This is a genomic window from Candidatus Brocadiaceae bacterium (assembly GCA_012728835.1).
In the GTDB taxonomy this organism is placed as follows: domain Bacteria; phylum Planctomycetota; class Brocadiia; order SM23-32; family SM23-32; genus JAAYEJ01.
On record JAAYEJ010000026.1, the window covers coordinates 71,609 to 93,098 of the forward strand.

18 protein-coding genes are annotated in these 21,490 nt (G+C 70.8%); 13 read left to right on the forward strand and 5 right to left on the reverse strand.

Going from position 1 to position 21,490, the window contains the following annotated elements:
- Positions 1-24 precede the first annotated feature (24 nt).
- The 6 genes from dut (at position 25) to GXY85_04055 (ending at position 7,161) form a co-directional block, all read left to right on the forward strand.
- On the forward strand, positions 25-483 hold the full coding sequence (gene dut, locus GXY85_04030) for a dUTP diphosphatase (GenBank protein NLW49998.1): 459 nt from the start codon (positions 25-27) through the stop codon (positions 481-483).
- Positions 484-526: 43 nt separating this feature from the next.
- Entirely contained in the window at positions 527-1,546 is a 1,020-nt protein-coding gene (locus tag GXY85_04035; protein ID NLW49999.1) for a carbohydrate kinase, read from the forward strand.
- A gap of 74 nt (positions 1,547-1,620) precedes the next feature.
- A complete protein-coding gene (locus GXY85_04040; protein NLW50000.1) occupies positions 1,621-3,102 on the forward strand; it encodes a hypothetical protein in 1,482 nt (493 codons plus the stop codon).
- A gap of 16 nt (positions 3,103-3,118) precedes the next feature.
- Positions 3,119-5,038, forward strand: coding sequence for an aconitate hydratase (locus GXY85_04045; GenBank protein ID NLW50001.1), 1,920 nt, complete (start codon positions 3,119-3,121; stop codon positions 5,036-5,038).
- A gap of 40 nt (positions 5,039-5,078) precedes the next feature.
- Positions 5,079-6,329 (forward strand): isocitrate dehydrogenase (NADP(+)), encoded by a 1,251-nt coding sequence (gene icd, locus GXY85_04050; protein NLW50002.1) that lies wholly within the window; start codon positions 5,079-5,081, stop codon positions 6,327-6,329.
- A gap of 28 nt (positions 6,330-6,357) precedes the next feature.
- Positions 6,358-7,161 carry a hypothetical protein gene (locus tag GXY85_04055; GenBank protein ID NLW50003.1) on the forward strand — a complete coding sequence of 268 codons (804 nt, stop codon included), beginning with the start codon at positions 6,358-6,360 and terminating at the stop codon, positions 7,159-7,161.
- 245 nt (positions 7,162-7,406) lie between these two features.
- On the opposite strand, the gene GXY85_04060 is transcribed toward GXY85_04055, so the two are convergent.
- Entirely contained in the window at positions 7,407-8,411 is a 1,005-nt protein-coding gene (locus tag GXY85_04060) for a zinc-binding alcohol dehydrogenase (GenBank protein ID NLW50004.1), read from the reverse strand.
- A 224-nt stretch (positions 8,412-8,635) separates the two neighbouring features.
- Here GXY85_04060 and GXY85_04065 point away from each other — a divergent pair, with 224 nt between their 5' ends.
- Positions 8,636-9,217 carry a TRZ/ATZ family protein gene (locus GXY85_04065; GenBank protein NLW50005.1) on the forward strand — a complete coding sequence of 194 codons (582 nt, stop codon included), beginning with the start codon at positions 8,636-8,638 and terminating at the stop codon, positions 9,215-9,217.
- Entirely contained in the window at positions 9,214-9,912 is a 699-nt protein-coding gene (locus GXY85_04070; GenBank protein ID NLW50006.1) for an endonuclease III, read from the forward strand. The genes GXY85_04065 and GXY85_04070 overlap by 4 nt, the downstream gene beginning before the upstream one ends.
- On the opposite strand, the gene GXY85_04075 is transcribed toward GXY85_04070, so the two are convergent.
- A complete protein-coding gene (locus GXY85_04075) occupies positions 9,896-10,723 on the reverse strand; it encodes a hypothetical protein (protein ID NLW50007.1) in 828 nt (275 codons plus the stop codon). The genes GXY85_04070 and GXY85_04075 overlap by 17 nt on opposite strands.
- Positions 10,724-10,935: 212 nt before the next feature.
- On the opposite strand from GXY85_04075, the gene GXY85_04080 reads away from it, so the two are divergent.
- Together GXY85_04080 and polX are read left to right on the forward strand one after the other, a co-directional pair.
- Positions 10,936-11,667, forward strand: coding sequence for a hypothetical protein (locus GXY85_04080; GenBank protein ID NLW50008.1), 732 nt, complete (start codon positions 10,936-10,938; stop codon positions 11,665-11,667).
- A gap of 148 nt (positions 11,668-11,815) precedes the next feature.
- The gene (gene polX, locus GXY85_04085; protein ID NLW50009.1) at positions 11,816-13,585 is read left to right on the forward strand and encodes a DNA polymerase/3'-5' exonuclease PolX; all 1,770 of its coding nucleotides are present in this window, start codon (positions 11,816-11,818) and stop codon (positions 13,583-13,585) included.
- Here polX and GXY85_04090 read toward each other — a convergent pair.
- The 3 genes from GXY85_04090 to GXY85_04100 all read right to left on the reverse strand — a co-directional run bounded on the left by GXY85_04090 (position 13,578) and on the right by GXY85_04100 (position 17,449).
- Positions 13,578-14,735 carry a CBS domain-containing protein gene (locus GXY85_04090; protein NLW50010.1) on the reverse strand — a complete coding sequence of 386 codons (1,158 nt, stop codon included), beginning with the start codon at positions 14,733-14,735 and terminating at the stop codon, positions 13,578-13,580. The genes polX and GXY85_04090 overlap by 8 nt on opposite strands.
- Positions 14,736-14,757: 22 nt before the next feature.
- Complete coding sequence (locus tag GXY85_04095) at positions 14,758-15,951, reverse strand: Gfo/Idh/MocA family oxidoreductase (protein ID NLW50011.1); 1,194 nt, start codon at positions 15,949-15,951, stop codon at positions 14,758-14,760.
- A 91-nt stretch (positions 15,952-16,042) separates the two neighbouring features.
- Entirely contained in the window at positions 16,043-17,449 is a 1,407-nt protein-coding gene (locus GXY85_04100) for a mandelate racemase/muconate lactonizing enzyme family protein (GenBank protein ID NLW50012.1), read from the reverse strand.
- Positions 17,450-17,784: 335 nt separating this feature from the next.
- Here GXY85_04100 and budA point away from each other — a divergent pair, with 335 nt between their 5' ends.
- The 3 genes from budA to GXY85_04115 all read left to right on the forward strand — a co-directional run bounded on the left by budA (position 17,785) and on the right by GXY85_04115 (position 21,086).
- Positions 17,785-18,573 (forward strand): acetolactate decarboxylase, encoded by a 789-nt coding sequence (budA, locus tag GXY85_04105; GenBank protein NLW50013.1) that lies wholly within the window; start codon positions 17,785-17,787, stop codon positions 18,571-18,573.
- Between the two features lie 200 nt (positions 18,574-18,773).
- Positions 18,774-19,643, forward strand: a complete 870-nt coding sequence (locus GXY85_04110) for a hypothetical protein (protein NLW50014.1) — start codon at positions 18,774-18,776, stop codon at positions 19,641-19,643.
- A gap of 45 nt (positions 19,644-19,688) precedes the next feature.
- Entirely contained in the window at positions 19,689-21,086 is a 1,398-nt protein-coding gene (locus GXY85_04115; GenBank protein ID NLW50015.1) for a sulfatase-like hydrolase/transferase, read from the forward strand.
- Positions 21,087-21,490: the final 404 nt, after the last annotated feature.

A 21,490-nucleotide genomic window follows, 5' to 3' on the forward strand; every position in this document is an offset into this window, starting at 1 on the left:
GACCCCCGCACCATGTGCGAACAGATGCCCCCGAACGCCCTCCGCGTGCACGTGCGTCGCCGTGAGGGCTGCGACGACCTGCCCCTGCCGCGCTACCAGAGCCCCGGCGCCAGCGGGATGGACCTGCACGCCGCCGTCGACGGCGAACTGACGATCGCCCCCGGTGCGGTCGCCCTGGTGCCCACCGGCCTGCACGTGGCCGTGCCCCCCGGCTTCGAGGCCCAGGTGCGCCCCCGCAGCGGACTCGCCCTCCGGAGCATGGTCACCGTGCTGAACGCCCCCGGCACCATCGACAGCGACTACCGCAACGAGGTCGGCGTGATCCTGGCCAACTTCGGCCGCGAGCCGTTCACGGTCACACGCGGCATGCGCATCGCCCAGATGGTCATCTGCCGCGCCTGCCGGGCCGAGCTGGTGGAGGTCGACGCCCTGGACCGCACCGAGCGGCACATGGGCGGCTTCGGGTCCACCGGCCTGCACTGATCCCGTCCACCGAGCGCACAACCCCGCGAGGGAGAACTTCCCCATGACCGCCCGGCTGTCGGAGGCCCTGGCCCGCCTTCCGCAGGCGCACGTCGCCGTCTGCGGCGACTTCTGCCTGGACGCCTACTGGGACATCGACCCGGACGAGGGCGAGGTGAGCGTGGAGACCGGCCTGCCCGTGCGCCGCGTGCGCACGCAGGACTACAGCCCCGGCGGCGCGGCCAACGTGGTCGCCAACCTCTGCGCGCTCGGCGTGGGCGAGGTGCACGTGGTCGGCCTGGCGGGCGACGACGTCTTCGGCCCCCTCCTCCGCCGCATCCTCTCCGAGGCCGGCGCGGACGTCTCCGGCCTGCTCGACGGCGGACCGGGCTGGCAGACGATGGTTTTCGGCAAGCCGCACGTCGGCGGCGTCGAACAGAACCGCATCGACTTCGGAGGGTTCAACGAGCCGTCCGCCGGGGCCGCCGATGCGCTCGCCGGGGCGCTCGACGCGGCGGCGCGCCGCTGTACGGCCGTGGTGCTGAACCAGCAGGTGCCCGGCGGGACGTGCCCGCCCGGCGTCATCGAGCGTCTCAACGCCGTGGTGGCCGCCCACCCGGCGCCCGCGTTCCTGGTCGATTCGCGCGACCGCGCCGCGCTCTACCGCGGCGGCTCGCTGAAGGTCAACGCGCACGAGGCGGCCCGGCTGTGCGGACGTCCGCGCCCGCTCGGCGTGCCCGTGCCCCGCGAGGAGGCGCAGGCGTGCGCGCGCGAACTGTGCGGACGCACCGGCCGGCCCGCGTTCGTCACGTGCGGCGCCGACGGCATCTGCGTGGCGGACGGCGGGCGCCTCGATCACGTGCCCGGCATCGCCCTGGAGGGGCCGCTGGATCCGGTCGGGGCGGGCGACACGGCCGTGGCCGCCCTGGCGGCCGTCATGGGCTCCGGCGGCGATGCGCGCACGGCCGCCCTCGTGGCCAACCTGGCCGCCGCCGTCACCGTCAGGAAGCTGCACACCACCGGCACGGCCACGCCCGCCGAGATACGCGCCCTGGCGGCGCGCGCGGGCGCGGGCGCAGGTTGAAAATGTGGCGGGCTTCTGGCAGACTCAGCACCCGACGGAGGCCGTACGCGACTCGAGCACGGAAGGGCGGGACAATGGAACCGAGACGGGCGCTGGGAACGAGGCGACGGGGGCTCTGTGCGGGGCTTCTGATGGTGGCCGTCCTGGCCGTCGCGGCCGCCGGGGCCGTGGCGGCCGGCGACGTGGCGGTGGCCGGCCGGACGGCCGAACTGCTGCGGTTCGCCCCCGAGGGCACGTGGGCGGCCGGCGCGGTCGACCTGGAGCGCCTGCTGGCGGCGCCCATGCTGGCGCCGCTCCCGATGATGGCCCCCGACATCGCCAGGCAGGCGCGCGGCATCCGGACGGCTGCCGCGTTCGCCCTGCCGATGGAGCCGCCCCTGGACGAGCACGAGGGCCCGCGCCGCGTCTGCGGGCTGGTCGAGCTGGCCGAGGGGAAACGCGGGGCGCTCGAGACCGAGCTGACCGGGGCGCGTCAGGACGAGCCGCTGGAGGGGCTCGCGGTCTACGGAGGCCCAGACCTGCTGGCGGCCTTCGTCGACGACACGACCCTGGTCTTCGGGAGCGACCGCGACGCCCTGGCTGCGGCCGTTCGGGTCGTCCGGGCGGGCGCCGGCGCGGGCCTGACGGGCGGACTGAAGGCCATCACGGAGCCGCACGCCGGCCGGACGCTCTTCGGCGGCATGGCCCTCCCCCGTCCGCTGGCGGAGGGGTTCCCGGAGTCCGCGCGAGAGGACTCTCCCGAATGGATCCGCGAGCTGACGGGCGCCGGCTTCGGGTGCGATCTGGCACCCAACCTGGCCGCGCGCGTGCATCTGAAGTTCCTGAACCCCGACGCCGCGCAGGCCGTGCGGGGCGCGGCACAGGAGCGGATTGCCGCGCTGCGGACGGAACTGGCTGCTCAGGGCGACCCCGCGATGGCGGCCGTCAGGGCCTCGGCGGCCATGGTGCTCGACGCGATCGAGCTGACGGCCGAGGGGCCGGACTTCCGCGCGAGCATCGACCTGAATCCGCAGCAGACGCAGGCCCTCCAGGGGGCTCTGTTCATGCAGATGATGATGTTCGGGCAATCGCTGGGCCGGGCGCGCGCCCAGGCGCAGACGGCCGTCGGAATGGCCAACCTCCGCAACCTGTTCACGAGCATGGTGCTGTACCGCGCCGACCACCAGCAGCAGTTTCCGCCGAGCCTCAAGGCCCTGCTCGACGAAGGCTACCTGACCGATCGGGACATGCTGATCGACCCCGCCGACCCGGCGCCGCAGGTCGATCCGCAATCCGGCCTGCCGACCAGCTACCTCTACGCGGGCGAGGTGCCGCCGAACGTGCCGGGGAACTTCATCATCGCCTACTCGCGCAAGGGCATTTACGGAGACGTCCGGTTTGTGCTCTACGCCGACGGCGCGGTGAGCGAGGTCAGCGAGGCCGACCTGCAGCGGTCCGGCGCCGCGCGCGGGATGTCGTTCTGGGACTGCTTCCGGTGGGCGGCCGACCACTGGCGCAGCGAGTTCGTCTACGAGGACGAGGAGCGTCTGCGCAGGTTCTTCGAGATACAGGGTTGAGGAAGGACGGGGTTCCATGGGCGAGAGCCTGACGTACAAGATCATCGGCGCGCACCGGGCCGAAGGGACGGCCGAGCCGGGGCGGCCGGTCGCCATCCGCATCGACCAGACGCTGACGCAGGACGCCACCGGCACCGCCGCCTGCCTGCAGTTCGAGGCGATGGGCGTCGACCACGTGCGCACGGAGCTGTCGGTCAGCTACGTGGACCACAACATGCTGCAGGCCGACCCCCTCAACGCGGACGACCACCGCTACCTTCGGTCGGTGGCCGCCCGCTACGGGATCGTCTTCAGCCGGCCGGGCAACGGCATCTGCCACCAGGTGCACCTGGAGCGGTTCGGCGTGCCGGGCAAGACGCTGCTGGGCAGCGACAGCCACACGCCCACCGGCGGCGGCCTGGGCATGATCGCCATCGGCGCGGGGGGGCAGGACGTGGCCTGCGCGATGGCCGGCCTGCCGTTCGAGCTGACGGCGCCGCGCGTCGTGCAGGTGGTTCTGACGGGCGCCCTGGCACCGTGGGTCAGCGCCAAGGACGTCATCCTGGAGCTTCTGCGCCGGCTCGGCGTCAAGGGCGGCGTGGGCAAGGTGTTCGAATATGCCGGGCCGGGCGTCGCCGCGCTCAGCGTGCCGGAGCGCGCGACGATTACGAACATGGGCGCTGAACTCGGCGCGACGACCAGCGTGTTCCCGTCCGACGACGTCACCCGCGCCTGGCTGCGCGCGCAGGGACGCGAGGACGACTTCCGGGCCCTGTCTGCCGACCCCGACGCGCGCTACGACGAGGTCGTCGAGCTGGACCTCGCGTCTCTGGAGCCGCTCATCGCCTGCCCGCACAGCCCCGGCAACGTCGTGCCCGTGGCCGAGGCGGCCGGCACGCGCGTGCAGCAGGTGCTGATCGGGAGCTGCACGAACTCCTCCTACGAGGACCTGGCCCTGACGGCCGCCCTGCTGGCCGGGCGGCGGGTGCACGCGGACGTGGACCTGGCCATCAGCCCGGGCTCCCGGCAGGTGCTCAGCACGATCGCGGCCGACGGTGCCCTGGCGCGGATGGTGGACGCCGGCGCGCGCATCCTGGAGGTGGCCTGCGGGCCGTGCATCGGCATGGGGCAGGCGCCGCCGAGCGGGGCAGTGACGCTGCGCACGTTCAACCGCAACTTCGAGGGGCGCTCGGGCACGCCGGACGCCCGCAGCTACCTGTGCAGCCCGGCCGTGGCCGTGGCGTCGGCCCTGAACGGGTGCATCACCGATCCGCGCACGCTGGCGGACGCGCCGCCGCCGATCGAACGGCCGGCCGCGTTCGCCCGGAACGACGCCGGGTTCATCTTCCCGCCCGAGAAGGGCGGAGACGTCGAGATCGTGCGCGGGCCGAACATCAAGCCGATCCCCCGGCGCGGCCCGATGCCGGACCGGCTCGAGGGCGTCGTCCTGCTGAAGGTGGGCGACAACGTCACGACCGACCACATCATGCCGGCCGGGGCGAAGGTGCTGCCGCTGCGTTCGAACATCCCGGCCATCAGCGAGTTCGTTTTCGAGCGGATCGACCCGACGTTTCCGCGGCGCGCGCGCGAGGCGGGCGGCGGGTTCGTCGTCGCCGGCGAGAACTACGGGCAGGGCTCCAGCCGCGAGCACGCGGCGCTGGCGCCCATGCACCTGGGCCTGATCGCCGTCCTGGCGCGCAGCTTCAGCCGCATCCACAGGGCGAACCTGGTCAACTTCGGCATCCTGCCGCTCACGTTCGCCGATCCGGCCGACTACGAGCGCGTCGAGCAGGGCGCGCGCCTGGCGATCGAGGACGTGGCCGCCGGGCTCGAGGCCGGCCGGCTGACCGTCCGGGCCGGGGCGGACGGCCCGCGGTTCGAGGCGCTGGCCGAGCTGAGCGACAGGGAGCGGGAGATCGTTCTGGCCGGCGGACGTCTGAACCTCCTGAGGCGGTAGAGCCGTTTCCATTCCCTTCCATCCGACGAGTGCACGCACCATGAGCGCGAAGCCGAGCAGGCAGCCACAAGTCCCCGAGGACGGGGTTCTGATCGAGTACTCCGACGGCAGGCTCCGGGTTCCGGACCGCCCCATCGTGCCCTTCATCGAGGGCGACGGCACCGGGCCGGACATCTGGCGGGCGACCCGGGCCGTCGTGGAGGCCGCCGTGCGGACGGCCTACGGCACGGATCGGAGAATCTGCTGGACGCAGATCTACGCGGCGGACCGCGCGCTGGAGCTGTTCGGCGAATGGGTGCCGGAGGAGACGTTCGAGGCGATCCGCCGCTTCCGCATGGCCATCAAGGGGCCGCTGAACACGCCCATCGGCGGCGGCCATCGCAGCGCGAACGTGACGCTGCGCCAGGTGCTGGACCTGTATGCCTGCGTGCGGCCCGTCTTCTGGGTGCCCGGCGTGCCGTGCCCGGTCAAGGAGCCGCAGAAGCTCGACGTGGTGGTCTTCCGCGAGAACACCGAGGACGTCTACGCCGGCATCGAGTTCCCCGCCGGCTCCCCGGAGGCCGACAGGCTGGCCGCGTTCCTGGCCGATGAACTCCACCGCCCGGTGCGCGAGGGCTCGGCGATCGGCATCAAGCCGATGAGCGAGTTCGGCACGAAGCGCCTGATGCGCATGGCCATGCAGCATGCGCTGGACAACGGCCGGCGCAGCGTGTCGATCATGCACAAGGGCAACATCATGAAGTACACCGAGGGCGCCTTCCGCGACTGGTGCTACGAGGTCGTGCGGGAGGAGTTCGCGGGCGCGGCGGTCACCGAGCAGGAGCTCTACGACGCCCACGGCGGCACCATGCCCGAGGGCAAGGTGCTGGTGAAGGACCGCATCGCCGACGCGATGTTCCAGCAGGTCCTCCTGCGCCCGGACGAATACGACGTCATCGTCAGCCCGAACCTGAACGGCGATTACATCTCCGACGCGCTGGCCGCGCAGGTGGGCGGGCTGGGCATCGCGCCGGGCGCGAACATCGGCGACGGCGTGGCGCTGTTCGAGGCGACGCACGGCACGGCGCCGAAGTACGCCGGCCAGGACAAGGTGAACCCCTCCAGCCTGATCCTCAGCGCCCGCATGATGCTCGAGCACCTGGGGTGGACGGAGGCCGCCGACCTGGTCCTGAAGGGCCTGAAGGCCGCCGTCGCGCAGAAGAAGGTCACCTACGATCTGGAACGCCAGATGCAGGGCGCGTCCCTGCTGAAATGCAGCGAGTTCGGGCAGGCCGTCATCGACAACATGTAGTCCCGTGCGGTCGGGCAGGAGCAGGATCGTGGACACCGTCAAGATCGGCGGCCTGGGCGTCAGCCGTTTCATCCTCGGCAGCAACCCCTTCAGCGGCTTCTCCCATCAGGGACCGCGCCGCGACCGGGAGATGATCCACTACCACACGTGCGCGCGCATCAAGGAGACCATCCGCGAGGCGGAGTCACTGGGGATCGACACGATCATCGCGCGGGCGGACTTCCACATGCTGCGCGTCCTGCTGGAGCACTGGGACGAGGGGGGCACCGTGCGCTGGTTCGGGCAGACCTGCCCCGAGGTGGCGTCGCCCGAGCGCTGCCTGCAGCGCGTGGCCGGCGCCGGGGCGCCCGCGTGCCACATCCACGGCGGCTATGCCGACCACCTGCTGGCGACAGGGCGCCTGGCGGAACTGATCCCGACGGTCCAGTACGGGCACGCGCTGGGGCTGGCCGTGGGCCTGGCCGGACACGACCCGGGCACGTTCCGGTGGGCCGAGGAGCATGGGCTCGCCGTGGACTACTACATGTGCGCCTACTACGGCTCGATCGACCGCACCGCGTCGGCCGAGCACGCCTCCAGCGACGAAGAGGTCTTTGACCCCGCGGACCGGGAGGAGATGACGGAACTGATCCGGACGCTCTCGAAGCCCGTCATCCACTACAAGGTGCTGGCGGCCGGGCGGAACGATCCGGCCGAGGCGCTGGCCTACGCGGCGGCGAAGATGCGGCCGGGCGACGCCGTCTGCGTGGGCATCCACGCGAAGGACAAGCCCGACATGCTGCGCGAGGACGTGCGGCTGCTTCAGGAGGCTCTGGCACGATCGCACGCGTAGCCCCCGGCGGCGATGTCGGGTAGCGCGTGGCGTGTCAATCGCGGGTAGCCCCCGGCGTCTCGCCGGGGGACACGCAGATTGGACGCGGGCAACAAGCGTCCTGCGGCGCTGTCCGGCACACACCTGCACGGCCGGGGGCGGCCGTGCCTATCCATTGGGGGGATAGCCCACGGCGGGGCGCCCGCGCGTGCATGCACGGGCGGGCGCCCCCACCCATCGGGCGGACGGCGTCCGTCGGGATCGCGTCAGTACTCGATGATCACGCCCACGGCCTTCGTGCGGTCCTTGACGAGCAACTCGAAGCCCTGGACGGCGTCGTCGAACGGGAACCTGTGGGTCACCATCGGCGCCGCGTTGACCTTGCCCTCGGCCATGAGCTGCAGGGTGAGCAGGCGGTTGCGCTCGCGCGTCCACTTGTTGTATGGCGTGGCATGCTGGGGACTTGTGCCGGCGTGCGCGCCGATCACGATCAGCCCCTTGCAGTGGATGTGCGTGTAGACGTCGACCTCTGGGACGAGGCCGCGCGTGGAGCCCACGGCGACGACGCGCGCCCGCTCCCCGCCCATCTCCAGCGCCGTGTTGAACGCCCGGTTCGAGCCGGTGGCGTCCAGAACGACGTCGGCCATCTCGCCGTTCGTCAGATCCTTCAGGGCGGCCGCGGCGTCGGTCTCGGCGGGGTTGATCTTCGCGTCGGCGCCCATGCCCTCGATCATGGCCAGGCGCTCGTTGCTCACGTCGACCGCCACGAGCAGGCGCGGGCCTGTGAGCCGGGCGAACTGCAGCGCGAGCTGCCCCACGATGCCCATGCCCATCACGACGACCACCTCGCCGAGCTGCGGCTGGGCCAGGCGCAGGCCGTTCATGCTGACCAGGCCGAGGGTGGAGAACGTGGAGTCCTCATACGACACGCCGTCCGGGATGTGGGCGCTACCCCGGGCCGGCACGACGATGCGCGTGGCATGCTTGGCCGAGCCGCAGACGCGGTCGCCCACCTTGAAGTCCGTGACGCCCGGACCGACCGCAATGACGTCGCCGGCCGACGAGTAGCCCGGCACGATCGGGTACTTGTGCTTGCCGGCCTGGATCTGCGCCGTGATGCCCTGCAGGTAGGCCAGCTCGGTGCCCGTGCTGATGAGGGTCCTTTTCATCTCGATGAGAAGCTGCCCCTCGCCGGGCTCGTGTAGATCGACCTCCTCGATTGCCACTACGTCCTTGGCCGGGAATACCACCTGTCGTGCTGTCTCGCCCATCGCCCTTCCTCCTGTGTGCCGAGCGCCACTCCCATGTGCCGAGCCTTCGCGGCCCTGCGCGGCCATTCTGATTCGGCGCACGCCGTTTTTCAAGTGTCCGCAGGCGCATCGGCGTCGGCGCCGGCGGAACGCGGCCATTGCTTGACTTGTGACCGGGGCGCCGCATAATAGGGGCGACCCGACCGGGCGAGGCGGATCGCCCGTGGCGCTTCCTTGGAGGTCTCATGCAGGGATCCGATCCGGACGGCCCCCGCCGACTGACCACGCCCCTGGACGACGCCCGGGTGCTGCCCCTGCACGCCGGCGACCGCGTCGTGCTGACGGGCGTCGTGTATACCGCCCGCGACGCTGCGCACAAGCGCATGGTCGAGGCGCTCGCGGCCGGCCGGCAGTTGCCGTTCGACCCCCGGGGGCAGGTCATCTACTACGTGGGGCCGTCGCCGGCCCCGCCGGGCCGGGTCATCGGCGCCGCCGGCCCGACCACCAGCGGCCGCATGGACGCCTACGCGCCCGCCCTCTACCGCGCCGGCATCCGGGCCACCATCGGCAAGGGGGGCCGGTCCCCCGAGGTGCGCCGGGCCGTGGCCGAGTGCCGGGCGCTGTACCTGGCCGCCGTCGGCGGGGCCGGTGCCCTGCTGGCGCGCTGCATCCGGCAGGTCGAGGTGGTCGCCTACGCCGAACTCGGCCCGGAGGCCGTCCGGCGGCTGATCGTGGAGGACTTCCCGGCCGTCGTCGTCAACGACGCCCACGGCGGCGACCTCTATGAGCGGGTGCGCGAGGCTGCCGGGGAGGACGCCCGACCATGAGGCGGGCCCGCCATGCCCTGCCGCCCGAGCGGAAGATCGGGCCCGTTCTGGATGCCCTGGAAGCGGCCTACGGCCGCCCTCGGTGGCAGGGGGGAGAGGAGCCTCTGGCCGTTCTGGTGCGGGGGATCCTGTCGCAGAACACCAGCGACGTCAACAGTGCGCGGGCGTTCGACGAGCTGATGGGCGAGTTCGGAACCTGGGAAGCGGTCGCCGCCGCCCCCGTGGGGCAGGTGGCCCGTGCCGTCCGCTGCGGGGGCCTGGCCGGGCAGAAGGCGGCGGCGATCAAGGCGGTGCTGGAGTGGCTCGGGGGCCGCGGGGGCTACTCGCTCGAGTTCCTGGCCGACCTGGACGCCGCGCAGGCCGAGCGGGCGCTGACGGCGGTCAAGGGCGTGGGCATCAAGACCGCGCGGCTGACGCTTCTGTTCGGCTTCGGCCGTCCCGTGTTCGTGGTCGACACGCACGTGGTGCGCGTCAGCCGGCGGCTCCGTCTGGTGCCCGAGCGGTGCGGGCGCGAGAAGGCGCACGGGCTGCTGGACGCGCTGGTTGCGGACGATCGCAAGTACAGCGGGCACCTGAACATCATCGCGCACGGGCGGCGGGTGTGCCATGCCCGCTCGCCGCAGTGTGTCGGCTGCTGCATCCGGCCGTGGTGCGTGCACGTGCGCGGCGACGCGGCGGCTACCGGCGTTCGATAGCGCGTTCCAGTCGCTGCACGTCGCGTTCGAGCCGGTCGTGGGCGCGCCGCAGGTCGGCGAACGTGTTCACGTGGACGAACACGTTGCCCAGGTCGTGGACGTCGTCGCGCAGGTCCATCAGGTCGGCCTGCATGTTCTCCACGACCTGTGTGAGGAACTGCCCGTCGGCCTGGAGCCGCTGCACGGCCGTGCGGAGTGCGGCCAGTTCCTGCTCCTGCCGCTGCAGGGCCTCGATCCGCTGGGACGTCAACTGCTTCTCCAGGACGGCCAGGTCGATCTGATGCCGTCCGTAGTCGAGTTCCTGCATGCGCAGCGCCTCCTGCTGCCACTCTTCCCGTTCGTCGGACAGGACTTCGAGCTTGGCATTGATGCGGTCGCGGTCCTCGGTCGTCAGGCCGGCCAGCACGGCGCGCTGGTAGGCCTGGCGGGCGCGGACGAACTCGGCGGGCGGGTCCTCGGCCTCCCAGGCGCGACCGAGGTGGAAGTCGCCCTGGCGCTCGGCAAAGGCGGCCGCCGTGATCGTGAAGCGCTGCATGTCGCGGACGGTGGCGCGGGTGTAGCCGATGATGCCGGCCCCGATGGGCTCCACGCGCAGCAGAACGTCGTCCTCATAGACCAGGCGGCCCTCGACGGTCCGGCCCGGCAGCTCCAGCCGGACCATCGGCACCGTTCCATCGGCCGCGGGCGTCTCGACGGCCACCGCCGGATCGGCCGCCGGCGACGGTGCGGCCATCGGTTCGTCCGCGCGCCCGGCCGCCGTCAGTGCGACCAGGGCCCCCAGGACCAGCAGGACCTCCACCTTCGTTCTCATCTCGCCCCTCCCTTGCTCTTGTCTCCGAGAGTGTCCGGACTGTTTCACAGCATTATACCCTACTGGCGGCCGTTGCGCTGTCGGGACGATCCGGCGTCAGGCTGCGGAAAAGACGCTTGACGTTGCCCCCCGGGGACAGTAACATCGCGGGTGATTCCGTTCGCTGCACACAGCAAACAGGGAATGAGCTGATCACGTTCAGGGAGGCGAACATGGCGCGCGGGAAGACCTGGCGGGTAGTGGGCATGCTGGCACTTGTGGGTCTGGTGTTCAGCACCACGGGCTGCGGCTATCTGAAGAACTTGCGGGACGACGCGCTCGACATCGGCATGTGGTCGCACGGCATCGTTCCGCCGGTGGTGCCGACGGCCGACGGCCCGAAAGCCGTCGGCTTCGTGCCGCCGGCGATCGGTGTCTACATGCAGGCGACCGACCTGTTCCACCTGGGGGCGCTCTACAAGTTCACGGGTGACCTCGAGTGGGACCGTCGCAGCCTGGGCGTCGTGTTCGACAAGCGCGCGAAGTTCGGCCTGGGCCCCTTCCACTATGTGTCCATCGAGCAGTGCCCCGTGTGCACGACGGGCCACAAGGATCCCGAGAGCGACCTGGAAGGCTGGCGCCAGCACATGCTGGATCTCAAGGACCCGCTCTTCCACAGCCCGGCGAAGGTCATGATCTTCGAGCCCCGTCCGGAATACGACGATGAGTACTACATCGCCGGCGTGTCCGATCCCCGGCCGTCGCGCTACCTGGCGCACGGCTGGCAGGATTGGGGCCTGATCTCGTTCGAAATAGCCTTTCCGGAGCCGTTCCTGCTGCACTCCGGCTTCTACGGCCGGATCGGCGTCGATCCCTCCCAGATTCTCGACTTCATGCTGGGATTCGTCGGAGTCGACCTGTACAGCGACGCCGCCTATACGTTCATGGGCGACCTGAAGCGCTGAGAACCGCCGCACCGTTGACGCAGGAGTCTGCGGGCCGCAGCCGAACGCTGCGGCCCGTTTTCCTTGTCTCTCCTCCACTCTGTGGATCCGGGGGTGCCGGACCGGAGCGTGTCCGGCGCGGGCCGGGGGCCGGCAAACGGGGGGCCCGATGAAGAACGCCGCCGTCGCCGCGCTGTTCGAGACCATGGCCGACGTCATGGAGATCAAGGGCGAGAACGCCTTCCGCGTCAACTCCTATCGCAAGGTCGCCCGGATTCTGCGCGATCTGACCGAGGACCTCGAGGCGATCCACACGCGGGGCGAGCTGACCGAGTTGCCGGGCGTCGGCCAGAGCAGTGCGGAGAAGATCGCCCAGTACTTCGAGACCGGCCGCGTGGCGGCGTATGACGAGCTTCTGGACGGCTTTCCCCTCGGCGCGCTCGACATGCTGAGGGTGCCCGGGCTGGGGCCGAAGACGGTGGGGAGGCTGATGGCCGAGAAGGGCATCGACAGCCTCGATGCGCTGGAGCAGGCCGCCCGCACGGGCGGGTTGACCGGGCTGCCGGGCATGGGCGAGAAGACGGTGGCGAACATCCTGTCCGGGATCGACTTCCTGAAGCGCAGCGCCGGCCGCATCCTGCTCGGCCGGGCGCTGCCGGTGGCCGAACGGATCATCGGGGCGCTCAGGGAGGGCTGCGACCTGAAAGCGATCACGGCGGCCGGCTCGCTGCGGCGCATGCAGGAGACGGTCGGCGACATCGACATCCTGGCGACCGTCGAGGCGGCGCCCGGAGACGAAGCCGCCGCCGGCCGGCGGATCGTGGACGCCTTTGCGGCGCTGCCGGGCGTGGCCGAGGTGCTGGCGGCCGGCGACACGAAGGGGTCCGTGCGCACGGAGGACGGGCTGCAGGTGGACCTGCGGGTGGTGCGGCCGGAGAGCTACGGGGCGGCCCTGCACTACTTCACCGGTTCGAAGGCCCATAACGTCCGGCTCCGCGGCCGCGCCATCGAGATGGGCCTGAAGGTCAACGAGTACGGCGTCTTCGAGGGGGACCGCCGCGTGGCCGGCGCGACCGAGGAGGAGGTCTACGAGGCGCTGGGCCTGCGCTGGATCCCGCCGGAACTGCGGGAGGAGCGCGGGGAGATCGAGGCGGCCGAGGCCGGCACGCTCCCGCGCCTGGTGACGCTCGACGACATCCGCGGCGACCTTCACGCGCACACCGACTACAGCGACGGCGTGCTGCCCGTGTTCGAGATGGCCGCGGCCGCCCAGGAACTCGGCTACGCCTACCTGGCCATCACCGACCACAGCCCGTCGCTGGGCATCGCGCGGGGGCTCTCGGCCAAACGCCTGCGCGAGCAGCAGAAGGAGATCCGCGCGGCGCGGCGCCGGCTGCCGGGCTTCCGCATCCTGAGCGGCACCGAGGCGGACATCCTGCCCGACGGCACGCTGGACTACCCGGAATCGGTGCTGGCCGGCCTGGACTTCGTGATCGCCTCGGTGCACACCCACTTCCGCATGGCCGAGGACGAGATGACCGAGCGCATCCTGGCGGCCGTCCGCAGTCCGTACGTGGCGGCCATCGGCCACCTGACGGGCCGCCTGCTGGGCCAGCGGGAGGGTTACGCCGTGGACGTGGGGCGGGTCCTGGAGGCCTGCGCCGAGTCGGGCACCGCCCTGGAGCTGAACGCCCACACCGAGCGACTGGACATCAACGACACGATCTGCCGACGCGCGAAGGACGCCGACGTGCGCGTGATGATCGGGACGGACGCCCACCGGCCCGAGCACTTCGGCCTGATGGCGCTCGGCATCGGCACGGCGCGCCGGGGCTGGCTGGAGCCGGGCGACGTGCTGAACTGCATGGGGGCCGACGAACTGACGGAATACGTGCGGGCGAAGCGGCCCGCCCGGCGCTCCCGGAAGCCGGCTACCTGAGGCGGGCCGTCTGCGACAGGGCCATCTTCAGCGACACGAACTCCATCAGGGCCCCGATGCTCACGATCCCGACCGGCCGGCCTTCATCGACGATCAGGGCCACGTCCGGCTCGCTGCGGTGCAGCAGGTGCAGGGCGTCCATCGCCGGCGTATCGGGGTGCAGGAGCTTGGTCTCGTGCACGGGCTGCATGACCGCGCGCACGTCCGCGCGCGTCCGGAACTCGGCGGGGACCCGGCCCGGCGCACGGGCATCCAGCAGCCCGGCCACCCGGCCCCAGGCATCGACGACGGGGTAGTAGTTGAACCGGTAGCGGAAGGCGTAATCGCGCACGAAGGCGTGGATGCTCAGGTCCTCGGGGACCGTGACCATCTGCGGCGTCACGAACGGGCGCACCGTCTCTCCGGTCAGTTGCTCGCGCAGGACGACGGCCTGCATGCTGCTGCGGCCGGCCCGGTATACGAAGAACCCGAGGATGATCGGCCAGACGCCCCCCAGGTTGTGCGGGGGGAACAGGACCAGGAACCCGCCGGCGGCCATCATGGTCATGCTGGCCAGCGAGCCGATGCCGACGGCGACGCGCGTGGCCAGATGCAGGCTGCCGGAGACGCCCCAGACGACGCTGCGCAGCACGCGGCCGCCGTCGAGCGGGAAGGCCGGGAGGCTGTTGAATGCTGCGAGGATGAAGTTCGCCCCGGCCAGCAACCCGAGGAGCGCCGGCACGGCACGCGGGCATCCCAGCGCGGCGGCCGCCAGCAGCAGCACCGTGGAGAGCAGGCCGAGCACGACGCTGGTGAGCGGGCCGGCGACGGCCATGAAGAACTCGCACGCGGCCGTCGGGGGCTCATCCTCGAGCCGGCTGACCCCGCCGAACACGAACAGCGTGATGCCGGCCACGCGCATGCCCATCCCGCGGGCCACGAGCGAGTGGGCCACCTCGTGGAGCAGCAGCGACGCGAACAGCCCGGCCGTGCCGGCGGCGGCCAGGCCCCACCGGAGCAGCCGCGGCGCATCCGGTCCCAGCCCGACGCCGAACGGCCCCTGCGCGAGCGTCAGGAACACCAGGGCCACCAGGATGAGCCAGGACGCATTGGCCCTGATCGGCAGGCCGAACAGGCGAAACAACGTCTTGTCCCTGCCGGCGAACGGCATGGTGCTCCTCTCGCGGGCGCCCTTACGAACCGACCAGCTTGCGGAGCGCCTTGCGGGCTTCCGCGCGCTGGCTGACGCCGCCGTCGCGTGAGCGTTCCTTCTCCAGCTTCGCCAGGACGCGCTCGACCTCCTCGGCGTCGACCGGGAGCTGCACGGTGCGGCCCTTGAACGCGGACACGTAGGCGGCGTTGGCCAGTTCGACTTCGTTGAGCCCGTCCTCGCCGGAGGCCACCATCGGCGTGCCTTTGAGGAGGTGGTCGACGAACGGCCGGAAGACGTTGATGTGCGAGCCTCCGGACCGCGCGGGGATCTTGACCTCCTTCCACGTGCACCTGGGCGCGGGGATGAAGTCGGCGCGGGGTTCCTGGCACTCGAAGATGTGTTTCGAGACGGGCTGGGCCAGTTGCCCGAACCGCAGGGTGTTGTTCTCCCACACCAGGGTGCCCCTGTCGCCGACCAGCGTGAACGTGTCGCCGCCCGGCAACTCCGACGTCGTGGCGAAGAAATAGCCCGTCTTCTCGCCCTCGTAGCCGAACACGACGTGCGCCGTGTTCTCCACCTCGATGTCGTGCAGCCGCGTGCTCATGACGGAGGTGACGCTGCTCGGCATGCCGCCGATCCACTGGAACACGTCCATCTGATGGGGGGCCTGGTTCTGCAGGATGCCGCCCCCTTCGCCGTTCCAGGTGCCGCGCCAGGGGCTGCTGGCGTAGTAGGCCTGGGTGCGGTACCAGCTCGTGCAGACCAGGCTGACGCGCAGGAGGTCCCCCAGGCGCCCTCCGTCGACCATCTCCTTGATCTTGCGCATGGCGGGCGCCGTGCGCAACTGCAGCATCGAGCCCATGGCGACGCCGTTCTTCCGGCACGCCTCCACCATGGCCCGGGCCGGGCCGATCGTGGCGGCCAGGGGCTTCTCGCACATCACGTGCAGGCCGGCGCGCGCGGCCTGGATGGCCACCGGCGCGTGCCAGAAGTGCGGCGTGCCGACGATGACGGCGTCGATCAGGCCGGACTCGAACATCTTCACCGGATCGGTGAACGCGGGGATGCCGAACTGCTCGCCCGCGCGCTGAGCCGCGTCGCCGAAGCTGTCGGCGATCGCGCCGACCGTCATCTTCGGGCTCCTCTGCTTCAGGATCGTCTGGGCGTGCCACTTCCCGATGTAACCGGCGCCCACGATGCCGAAACGCACCTTCTTGAGCGTCTTCGAGGCCATGTGTCTCCTCTCCTCTTCTTCGCCAGTCGAACCGTGAGTCCCGCCCGGCGGTGCCGGCTCAGCGGAACCGTGGAGGACACGCGTCGGTCACCTAACCGCCGAAGGTGGCGGCCGGCGCGGGCAGCTCGCGTTTGATCTCGTCGATGCGATAGCCGAAGCCGGGGCCCTGAAGCGTCGACAGATCGACGCAGCCGTTGCGTCGCCAGTAGACGCCCGGGTGCACCTCGGCTTCCGGGAGTGACGCCTCCGGGTAGAACTGCATGGCGTTCGTCTCGACCCCCATGATGGTGCCGGCGTGTGCGGCCAGCAGGCAGTGGGGGATCTGGGCAAGCGTCGGGTTGCTCAGGTCCTGCACCATCAGCGTCATGCCGTGCGCCTTCGCCCAGCAGAGGGTCAGCAGCGCGCCGGTCTGCGTCTTGCACGTTTTCAGCGCCACGCCGGTCCAGCCCAGCGTGCGGCCCAGGCGTACCAGGCGCCAGTCGTGCGCGCTCTCGTCCATGAACAGGGGCTTGCGGGCCGAGACGCTGTGGACGTCGATCGGGTGCTCCTCCAGTTCATACGGGAAGGGCTGTTCGACGTAGAGGATCTTGCCGTAGCAGAGCGGGTCGTCCCACTTGAGCTTGTCCAGGATCTCCGTGACGTACGCCGGGTCCATGACCGTGCAGTTGAAGTCGCTGGTGAGCCAGGGCACGTCCATCTCGGCGGCGATCCGGCCGACCTTCGTCAGGCGGTCGTAGTCCCAGACGGGATCGTTGCCGCGCAGTTTGACCTTGAGGCACTGCAGGCCGTCCTTGCGGATCCAGTCGCGCAGCAGCACGGGGTAGCCGTCGTCCGGCTCGGTGCCGGTCAGTTCCGACTCGTCGATGACGTCCTTGCCGGCCACCAGGTGCCAGGCGGGCAGAACCTGGTCCCGCGGCAACACCAGGTAGTCGGCGGGGTACTTGCCCTCGAAGGAGACCTTGCTCCCCTCGGCCGGCGAGATGAACTGCGCCAGGTCGGCCGTCATGTAGTCCTTGTTGTAGGTCTCGTAGACCGGCACGCCGTGGAGCTGCCCGTAGGCGTCGTGCAGGGCGATGTCGAACAGGGAGCAGCAGACGAGGCCGGCCAGCCAGGGCATCGGCTTCGGCGCATTGCCCCCGGCGTTGAAGGCGTCGAGCAGCCCGGGCAGGGCCTTGAAGATGAACTCGTGCCCGACCTCGATGGGGTGGCCGGAGACGTCGAACTGCGCCCAGGCCTCCGCCAGGCGGATCGTGAAGGCCTTCAGGGCCTCGTTGCGCACCTCGTAGCTCAGGTCGCACGGCCAGACCCACTGGACGCTCAGCGGGGTCTCCCCCCAGCCCTCCGCCGTGCGGCCATCGGTTCCGCGCACGGTCAGGCGCACGCGTGCGAGCGTGACGTGCGTCAGCGTCTCCGGCCCGAACTTGAGGGGCACCCGCGTCTCGATGGGCAGGAAGTGCAGACACGTTCCGGTCGGCCGTACGTCGGTCTTTAGTGACATGGCACACCCTCTCTTCACAAGGTGGTCTCGCCGCGCGTCCGCTTCTGCCGGCACCCCGGTCCGACGGCTCCACGCGGGACCGTATGATACCAAACGCCCGCCCGTGCGTAAACCGCCGCCGCATGTGGTAGCATGGACGCCGTGCGAGCCGCCGGCTCAGTGGCGGGCTGAGCGGTCTCACACGTGTCTTTCATGGTCCTGCTGCACTGAGGCCGCGGGGAGGGATGCCCGCCCTGTCCATTCGGAGGGCATGCCGCGTGCCCCGGGGACGCCGGCCCCCGGGACCGTGGAGGACGGATGGCACTCCTTCTGCAACTCGGGTGGGAGGTGACGCAATGCAGCAGAGCATACGGACGCGTTCGCGGCTGGTCCTCGTCCTCGGGTTGTGCGCCGCCCTGTGCGGATGCGCGGTCGGCCGGGATCGGGACACGCTCTACCAGGTCTCCACGCTCAACGCGCTGCTGGCGGGGCTCTACGAAGGGCCGACCACCATCGAGGAACTGACGGCGCACGGCGACCTCGGGATCGGCACGTTCGACGGCGCCGACGGCGAGATGGCCGTGATCGACGGGCACGTCTACCAGATGAAGTCCGACGGCGTGGCGTACAAGGCGGACGGCGCCTGGCACACGCCGTTCGCCGCTGTGACGTTCTTCGAGCCCGACGGCTCGGCGCCCGTGCCTTCGGGGACGGACATGGCGAGCATCGGCGCGTTCCTGGACGGGCTTGCGGGCGCGCCGAACGTGCCGCTCGCCGTGCGCGTGCGGGGGCATTTCATCCGGGCAAAGACCCGCGCCGTCCCCCGGCAGACGCCGCCGTATCGGCGCCTTGTCGAGGTGACGAAGGAGCAGCCGGTCTTCGACCTGCGCGAGGTGGACGGCGACCTCGTCGGCTTCCGCCTGCCGGAATACCTGGACGGCGTGAACATGAGCGGCTACCACCTGCACTTCATCACGGCCGACCGCAAGGCCGGCGGGCATGTGCTCGACTTCGAGGTGGAGCACGGGACGGTCGAGTGGGACCTGACGCCGCGGCTCACGCTGGTGCTGCCCGAGACGGGCGCCTTTCCCGACGCCGACCTGACGCCGGCGGCACCCGACGAGGTCACGCGCGTGGAGCGCTGACGGCACGGCGTCTCGAACAGCGTCCGCACGCACCGCGCGCCGCTCGCAGAGGTCGACGAACAGCCGGTCAACGCCCCGCATGCGGCAGGCCGTCTCCAGGACCGTCTGCGACATCCGGCCGAGCACCGTGCAGCGCGCTTTGACGCCGGCGTGCGCCGGGGGGTATGCTGCACGCACCTCCCAGCAGAAGGAGCAGCACGATGGCCGCGACGGTCCTGCCGGTGCGCGCGTTCATGATCCACGTCACCCACTACGACCCGGTGTGGTGGAAGAAGAAGTCGCGCGAGAAGCCGTTCGACCCGAAGGTGGCGAACGACGTCATCGACGCCATGGCGCAGGAGGACATGAACCTGCTGGTGATCGACATCGCGGACGGCGTGAAGTACAAGTCGCATCCCGAACTGACGCGTCCCTACAGCGTCCCGATGGGTGTGCTCAAGCGCCTGGCGCAGTACGCACGCAAGCGCGGGATTGAAGTGGTGCCGAAGCTGAACTTCTCGCAGAGCGGCTACCAGTTCCACCACCAGTGGCTCCGCCCGCACGGCTGGTTCGACAGCGAGCAGTACTACAAGCTGGCCTTCGAGCTGATCGACGAAGCCGTCGCGGCCTGCGAGCCGGAGCGGTTCGTCCACATCGGTATGGACGAGGACATGGACCGCTCGCACCGGCAGTTCGCCCTGGCCGTGCGGACGCTCGCGGAAGGCGTGAAGGAGCGCGGGCTGCGCGCGGTGATGTGGAAGGACAGCCCCATCATCACGCCGGGCATTTGGGAGGGGCCGGGCGAGAAGAGCCGCGCGGCCGAGAAGACCACGCCGAAGGACGTCGTCCAGGTGCCGTGGGGCTACCGCGCCGCGAGTCCGGATCTTGTGCGCCATCTGCGCCGGAAGGGCTTTGAAGTCTGGGGCGCCACCGGCGGCAAGCCGGAGCTGGTGCGCGCCTGGCGCGACGCCTGCTTGCGCTACGGCGGCACGGGCATCCTCCTGACGGCCTGGCGGCCCTGCCGTCCCGGCAACCGCAAGGCGTTCCTCGAACAGATCCGCACCTGCGGCCCGCTCTGCAGGGCAGGTTAGGGGCGGCCTTCGCCCGGCTTGCGGCCCACTCCGGAGGATCGTGGTATGCCTGCACCGTGCACGTTGCCCAGCATCGTGCTGATCCTTGTGGACGACATGGGCTACGGGGACTTCAGCGCGTTCAACGGCGGCCTGTCCAGTACGCCCACGCTTGACGCGCTGATGCAGCAGAGCGTCTGCCTCTCCCAGCACTACAGCGCCTCGCCCATCTGCGCGCCCGCCCGGGCGGCGCTGATGACCGGCCGCTATCCCCACCGCACGGGCGCCATCGAGACGCGCGAACTGCGCGGGCTCTGCAACATGGCCCTGCGCGAGACGACCATCGCCGACCTGCTGAAGCGCGCCGGATACACGACCGGCCTCGTGGGCAAGTGGCATAACGGCTGTCTGCGCAAGGAGTTCCACCCCCACGCGCGCGGCTTCGACGAGTTCGCCGGATTCCGCAGCGGCTGGCAGGACTACTTCCACTGGGTGCTGGAGCGCAACGACCGCTTCGAGAGATCCGACGGCCGCTACCTCACCGATGTCTTCACGGACGAGGCCGTAGACTTCATCCGGCGCCGCAAGGGCGGGCCGTTCTTCCTGAACCTGGCCTACAACGCGCCGCACACGCCGCTGCAGACGCCCGAGGACGAGGTGCGGCCGTTCGCCGAGACCGGCAAGTTCAACCGCGGGGTCAGCACGATCTACGGCATGCTCCACCGGATGGACGCCGGCGTGGCGCGCGTGCTGGAGACGCTGCGCCGGGAGGGCCTGGAAGACAACACGATCGTCCTGTTCACCAGCGACAACGGCCCGCAGTTCGGCGGCCGGGGCGAGGACTGCACGACGCGCTTCAACTGCGGCCTCCACGGCTCGAAGAGCTTCGTCTACGAAGGGGGGATCCGCGTGCCGGCGATCCTCCGCTGGCCGGCCGGGATGGACGGCGGCCGGGAGCTGCACCACATGGTGCATTTCTGCGACTGGCTGCCGACGCTGCTGGCCGCCGCCGGCCTCGAAGTGCCTGCCGAACTGGATGTCGACGGCGCGAACGTCCTGCCCGCGCTGCGCGGCGAGAGCAACCAGGTGCCGACCGTTCGGTTCTGGCAGTGGAACCGCTACCAGCCCGTCGTTACGAGCAACGCCGCGATGCGCGACGGTGACTGGAAGCTCGTGCGGCCGTCGATCGAGGAGACGTTCCGGACGGACCCGGCGGAACAGGAGCTCGACAGCGCCTACCGCAACGAGCCGTGGAAGGGCCACGACGTGATCACCGGCGCCTACCCGCCGCGCGAACTGCCGGAGCCGCATCCGCTGGAGCTGTACAACATCGCCGACGACCCGCGCGAGGAGCATGACCTGGCCGGCGAGCACCCGCGGCGCGTGCGCCGCATGTCCGACGCGCTGGAGACCTGGTTCGAGCAGGTCGAGGCCGACCGCGCCGCGGCCGGCGGGCCGTGGTAGGCGCGGGCAAGAGGACTTCGGTGACTCCCGTGCGGCACGAGGGCGGCGCGCGATCGCGGGTCACTCTCGGATGTCATCCTGAGCGGCACGTGGACGATGTGACGGTCGCGAGTTCGCCCTCGGGTGTCATCCTGAGCGGCACGGCGACGGTGTGACGGTCGCGAGTTCGCGCCCGGGTGTCATCCTGAGGCCCGCTCAGGCGGGCCGAAGGACCTCGATTCGGCAATCAGGGCGACGCGGCCGAATGCCGGAAGGCTCGTCGGTCACGTGTCCGGGTTGCGTGCTCGTAGCGGCGCCGGAAGCCACACAGGCGAGATCCTTCGTCGCTGCGCTCCTCAGGATGACAGGTTGTGGCCGGGCCAGGCGGTTCGGGGATGCGGAGCTTGGCCCGCGCGGCACGTGGA

Coding starts and splice junctions, on each gene's coding strand:
- GXY85_04095 (NLW50011.1), bottom strand. CDS start 15,951: ATGGCCTCGAAGACGCTCAAGAAGGTGCGTTTCGGCATCGTGGGCGCC.
- GXY85_04070 (NLW50006.1), top strand. CDS start 9,214: ATGAGGCGGGCCCGCCATGCCCTGCCGCCCGAGCGGAAGATCGGGCCC.
- GXY85_04080 (NLW50008.1), top strand. CDS start 10,936: ATGGCGCGCGGGAAGACCTGGCGGGTAGTGGGCATGCTGGCACTTGTG.
- GXY85_04035 (NLW49999.1), top strand. CDS start 527: ATGACCGCCCGGCTGTCGGAGGCCCTGGCCCGCCTTCCGCAGGCGCAC.
- GXY85_04045 (NLW50001.1), top strand. CDS start 3,119: ATGGGCGAGAGCCTGACGTACAAGATCATCGGCGCGCACCGGGCCGAA.
- dut (NLW49998.1), top strand. CDS start 25: ATGCCCCCGAACGCCCTCCGCGTGCACGTGCGTCGCCGTGAGGGCTGC.
- GXY85_04060 (NLW50004.1), bottom strand. CDS start 8,411: ATGGGCGAGACAGCACGACAGGTGGTATTCCCGGCCAAGGACGTAGTG.
- GXY85_04115 (NLW50015.1), top strand. CDS start 19,689: ATGCCTGCACCGTGCACGTTGCCCAGCATCGTGCTGATCCTTGTGGAC.
- GXY85_04065 (NLW50005.1), top strand. CDS start 8,636: ATGCAGGGATCCGATCCGGACGGCCCCCGCCGACTGACCACGCCCCTG.
- GXY85_04040 (NLW50000.1), top strand. CDS start 1,621: ATGGAACCGAGACGGGCGCTGGGAACGAGGCGACGGGGGCTCTGTGCG.
- GXY85_04075 (NLW50007.1), bottom strand. CDS start 10,723: ATGAGAACGAAGGTGGAGGTCCTGCTGGTCCTGGGGGCCCTGGTCGCA.
- budA (NLW50013.1), top strand. CDS start 17,785: ATGCAGCAGAGCATACGGACGCGTTCGCGGCTGGTCCTCGTCCTCGGG.
- polX (NLW50009.1), top strand. CDS start 11,816: ATGAAGAACGCCGCCGTCGCCGCGCTGTTCGAGACCATGGCCGACGTC.
- GXY85_04090 (NLW50010.1), bottom strand. CDS start 14,735: ATGCCGTTCGCCGGCAGGGACAAGACGTTGTTTCGCCTGTTCGGCCTG.
- GXY85_04100 (NLW50012.1), bottom strand. CDS start 17,449: ATGTCACTAAAGACCGACGTACGGCCGACCGGAACGTGTCTGCACTTC.
- GXY85_04110 (NLW50014.1), top strand. CDS start 18,774: ATGGCCGCGACGGTCCTGCCGGTGCGCGCGTTCATGATCCACGTCACC.
- icd (NLW50002.1), top strand. CDS start 5,079: ATGAGCGCGAAGCCGAGCAGGCAGCCACAAGTCCCCGAGGACGGGGTT.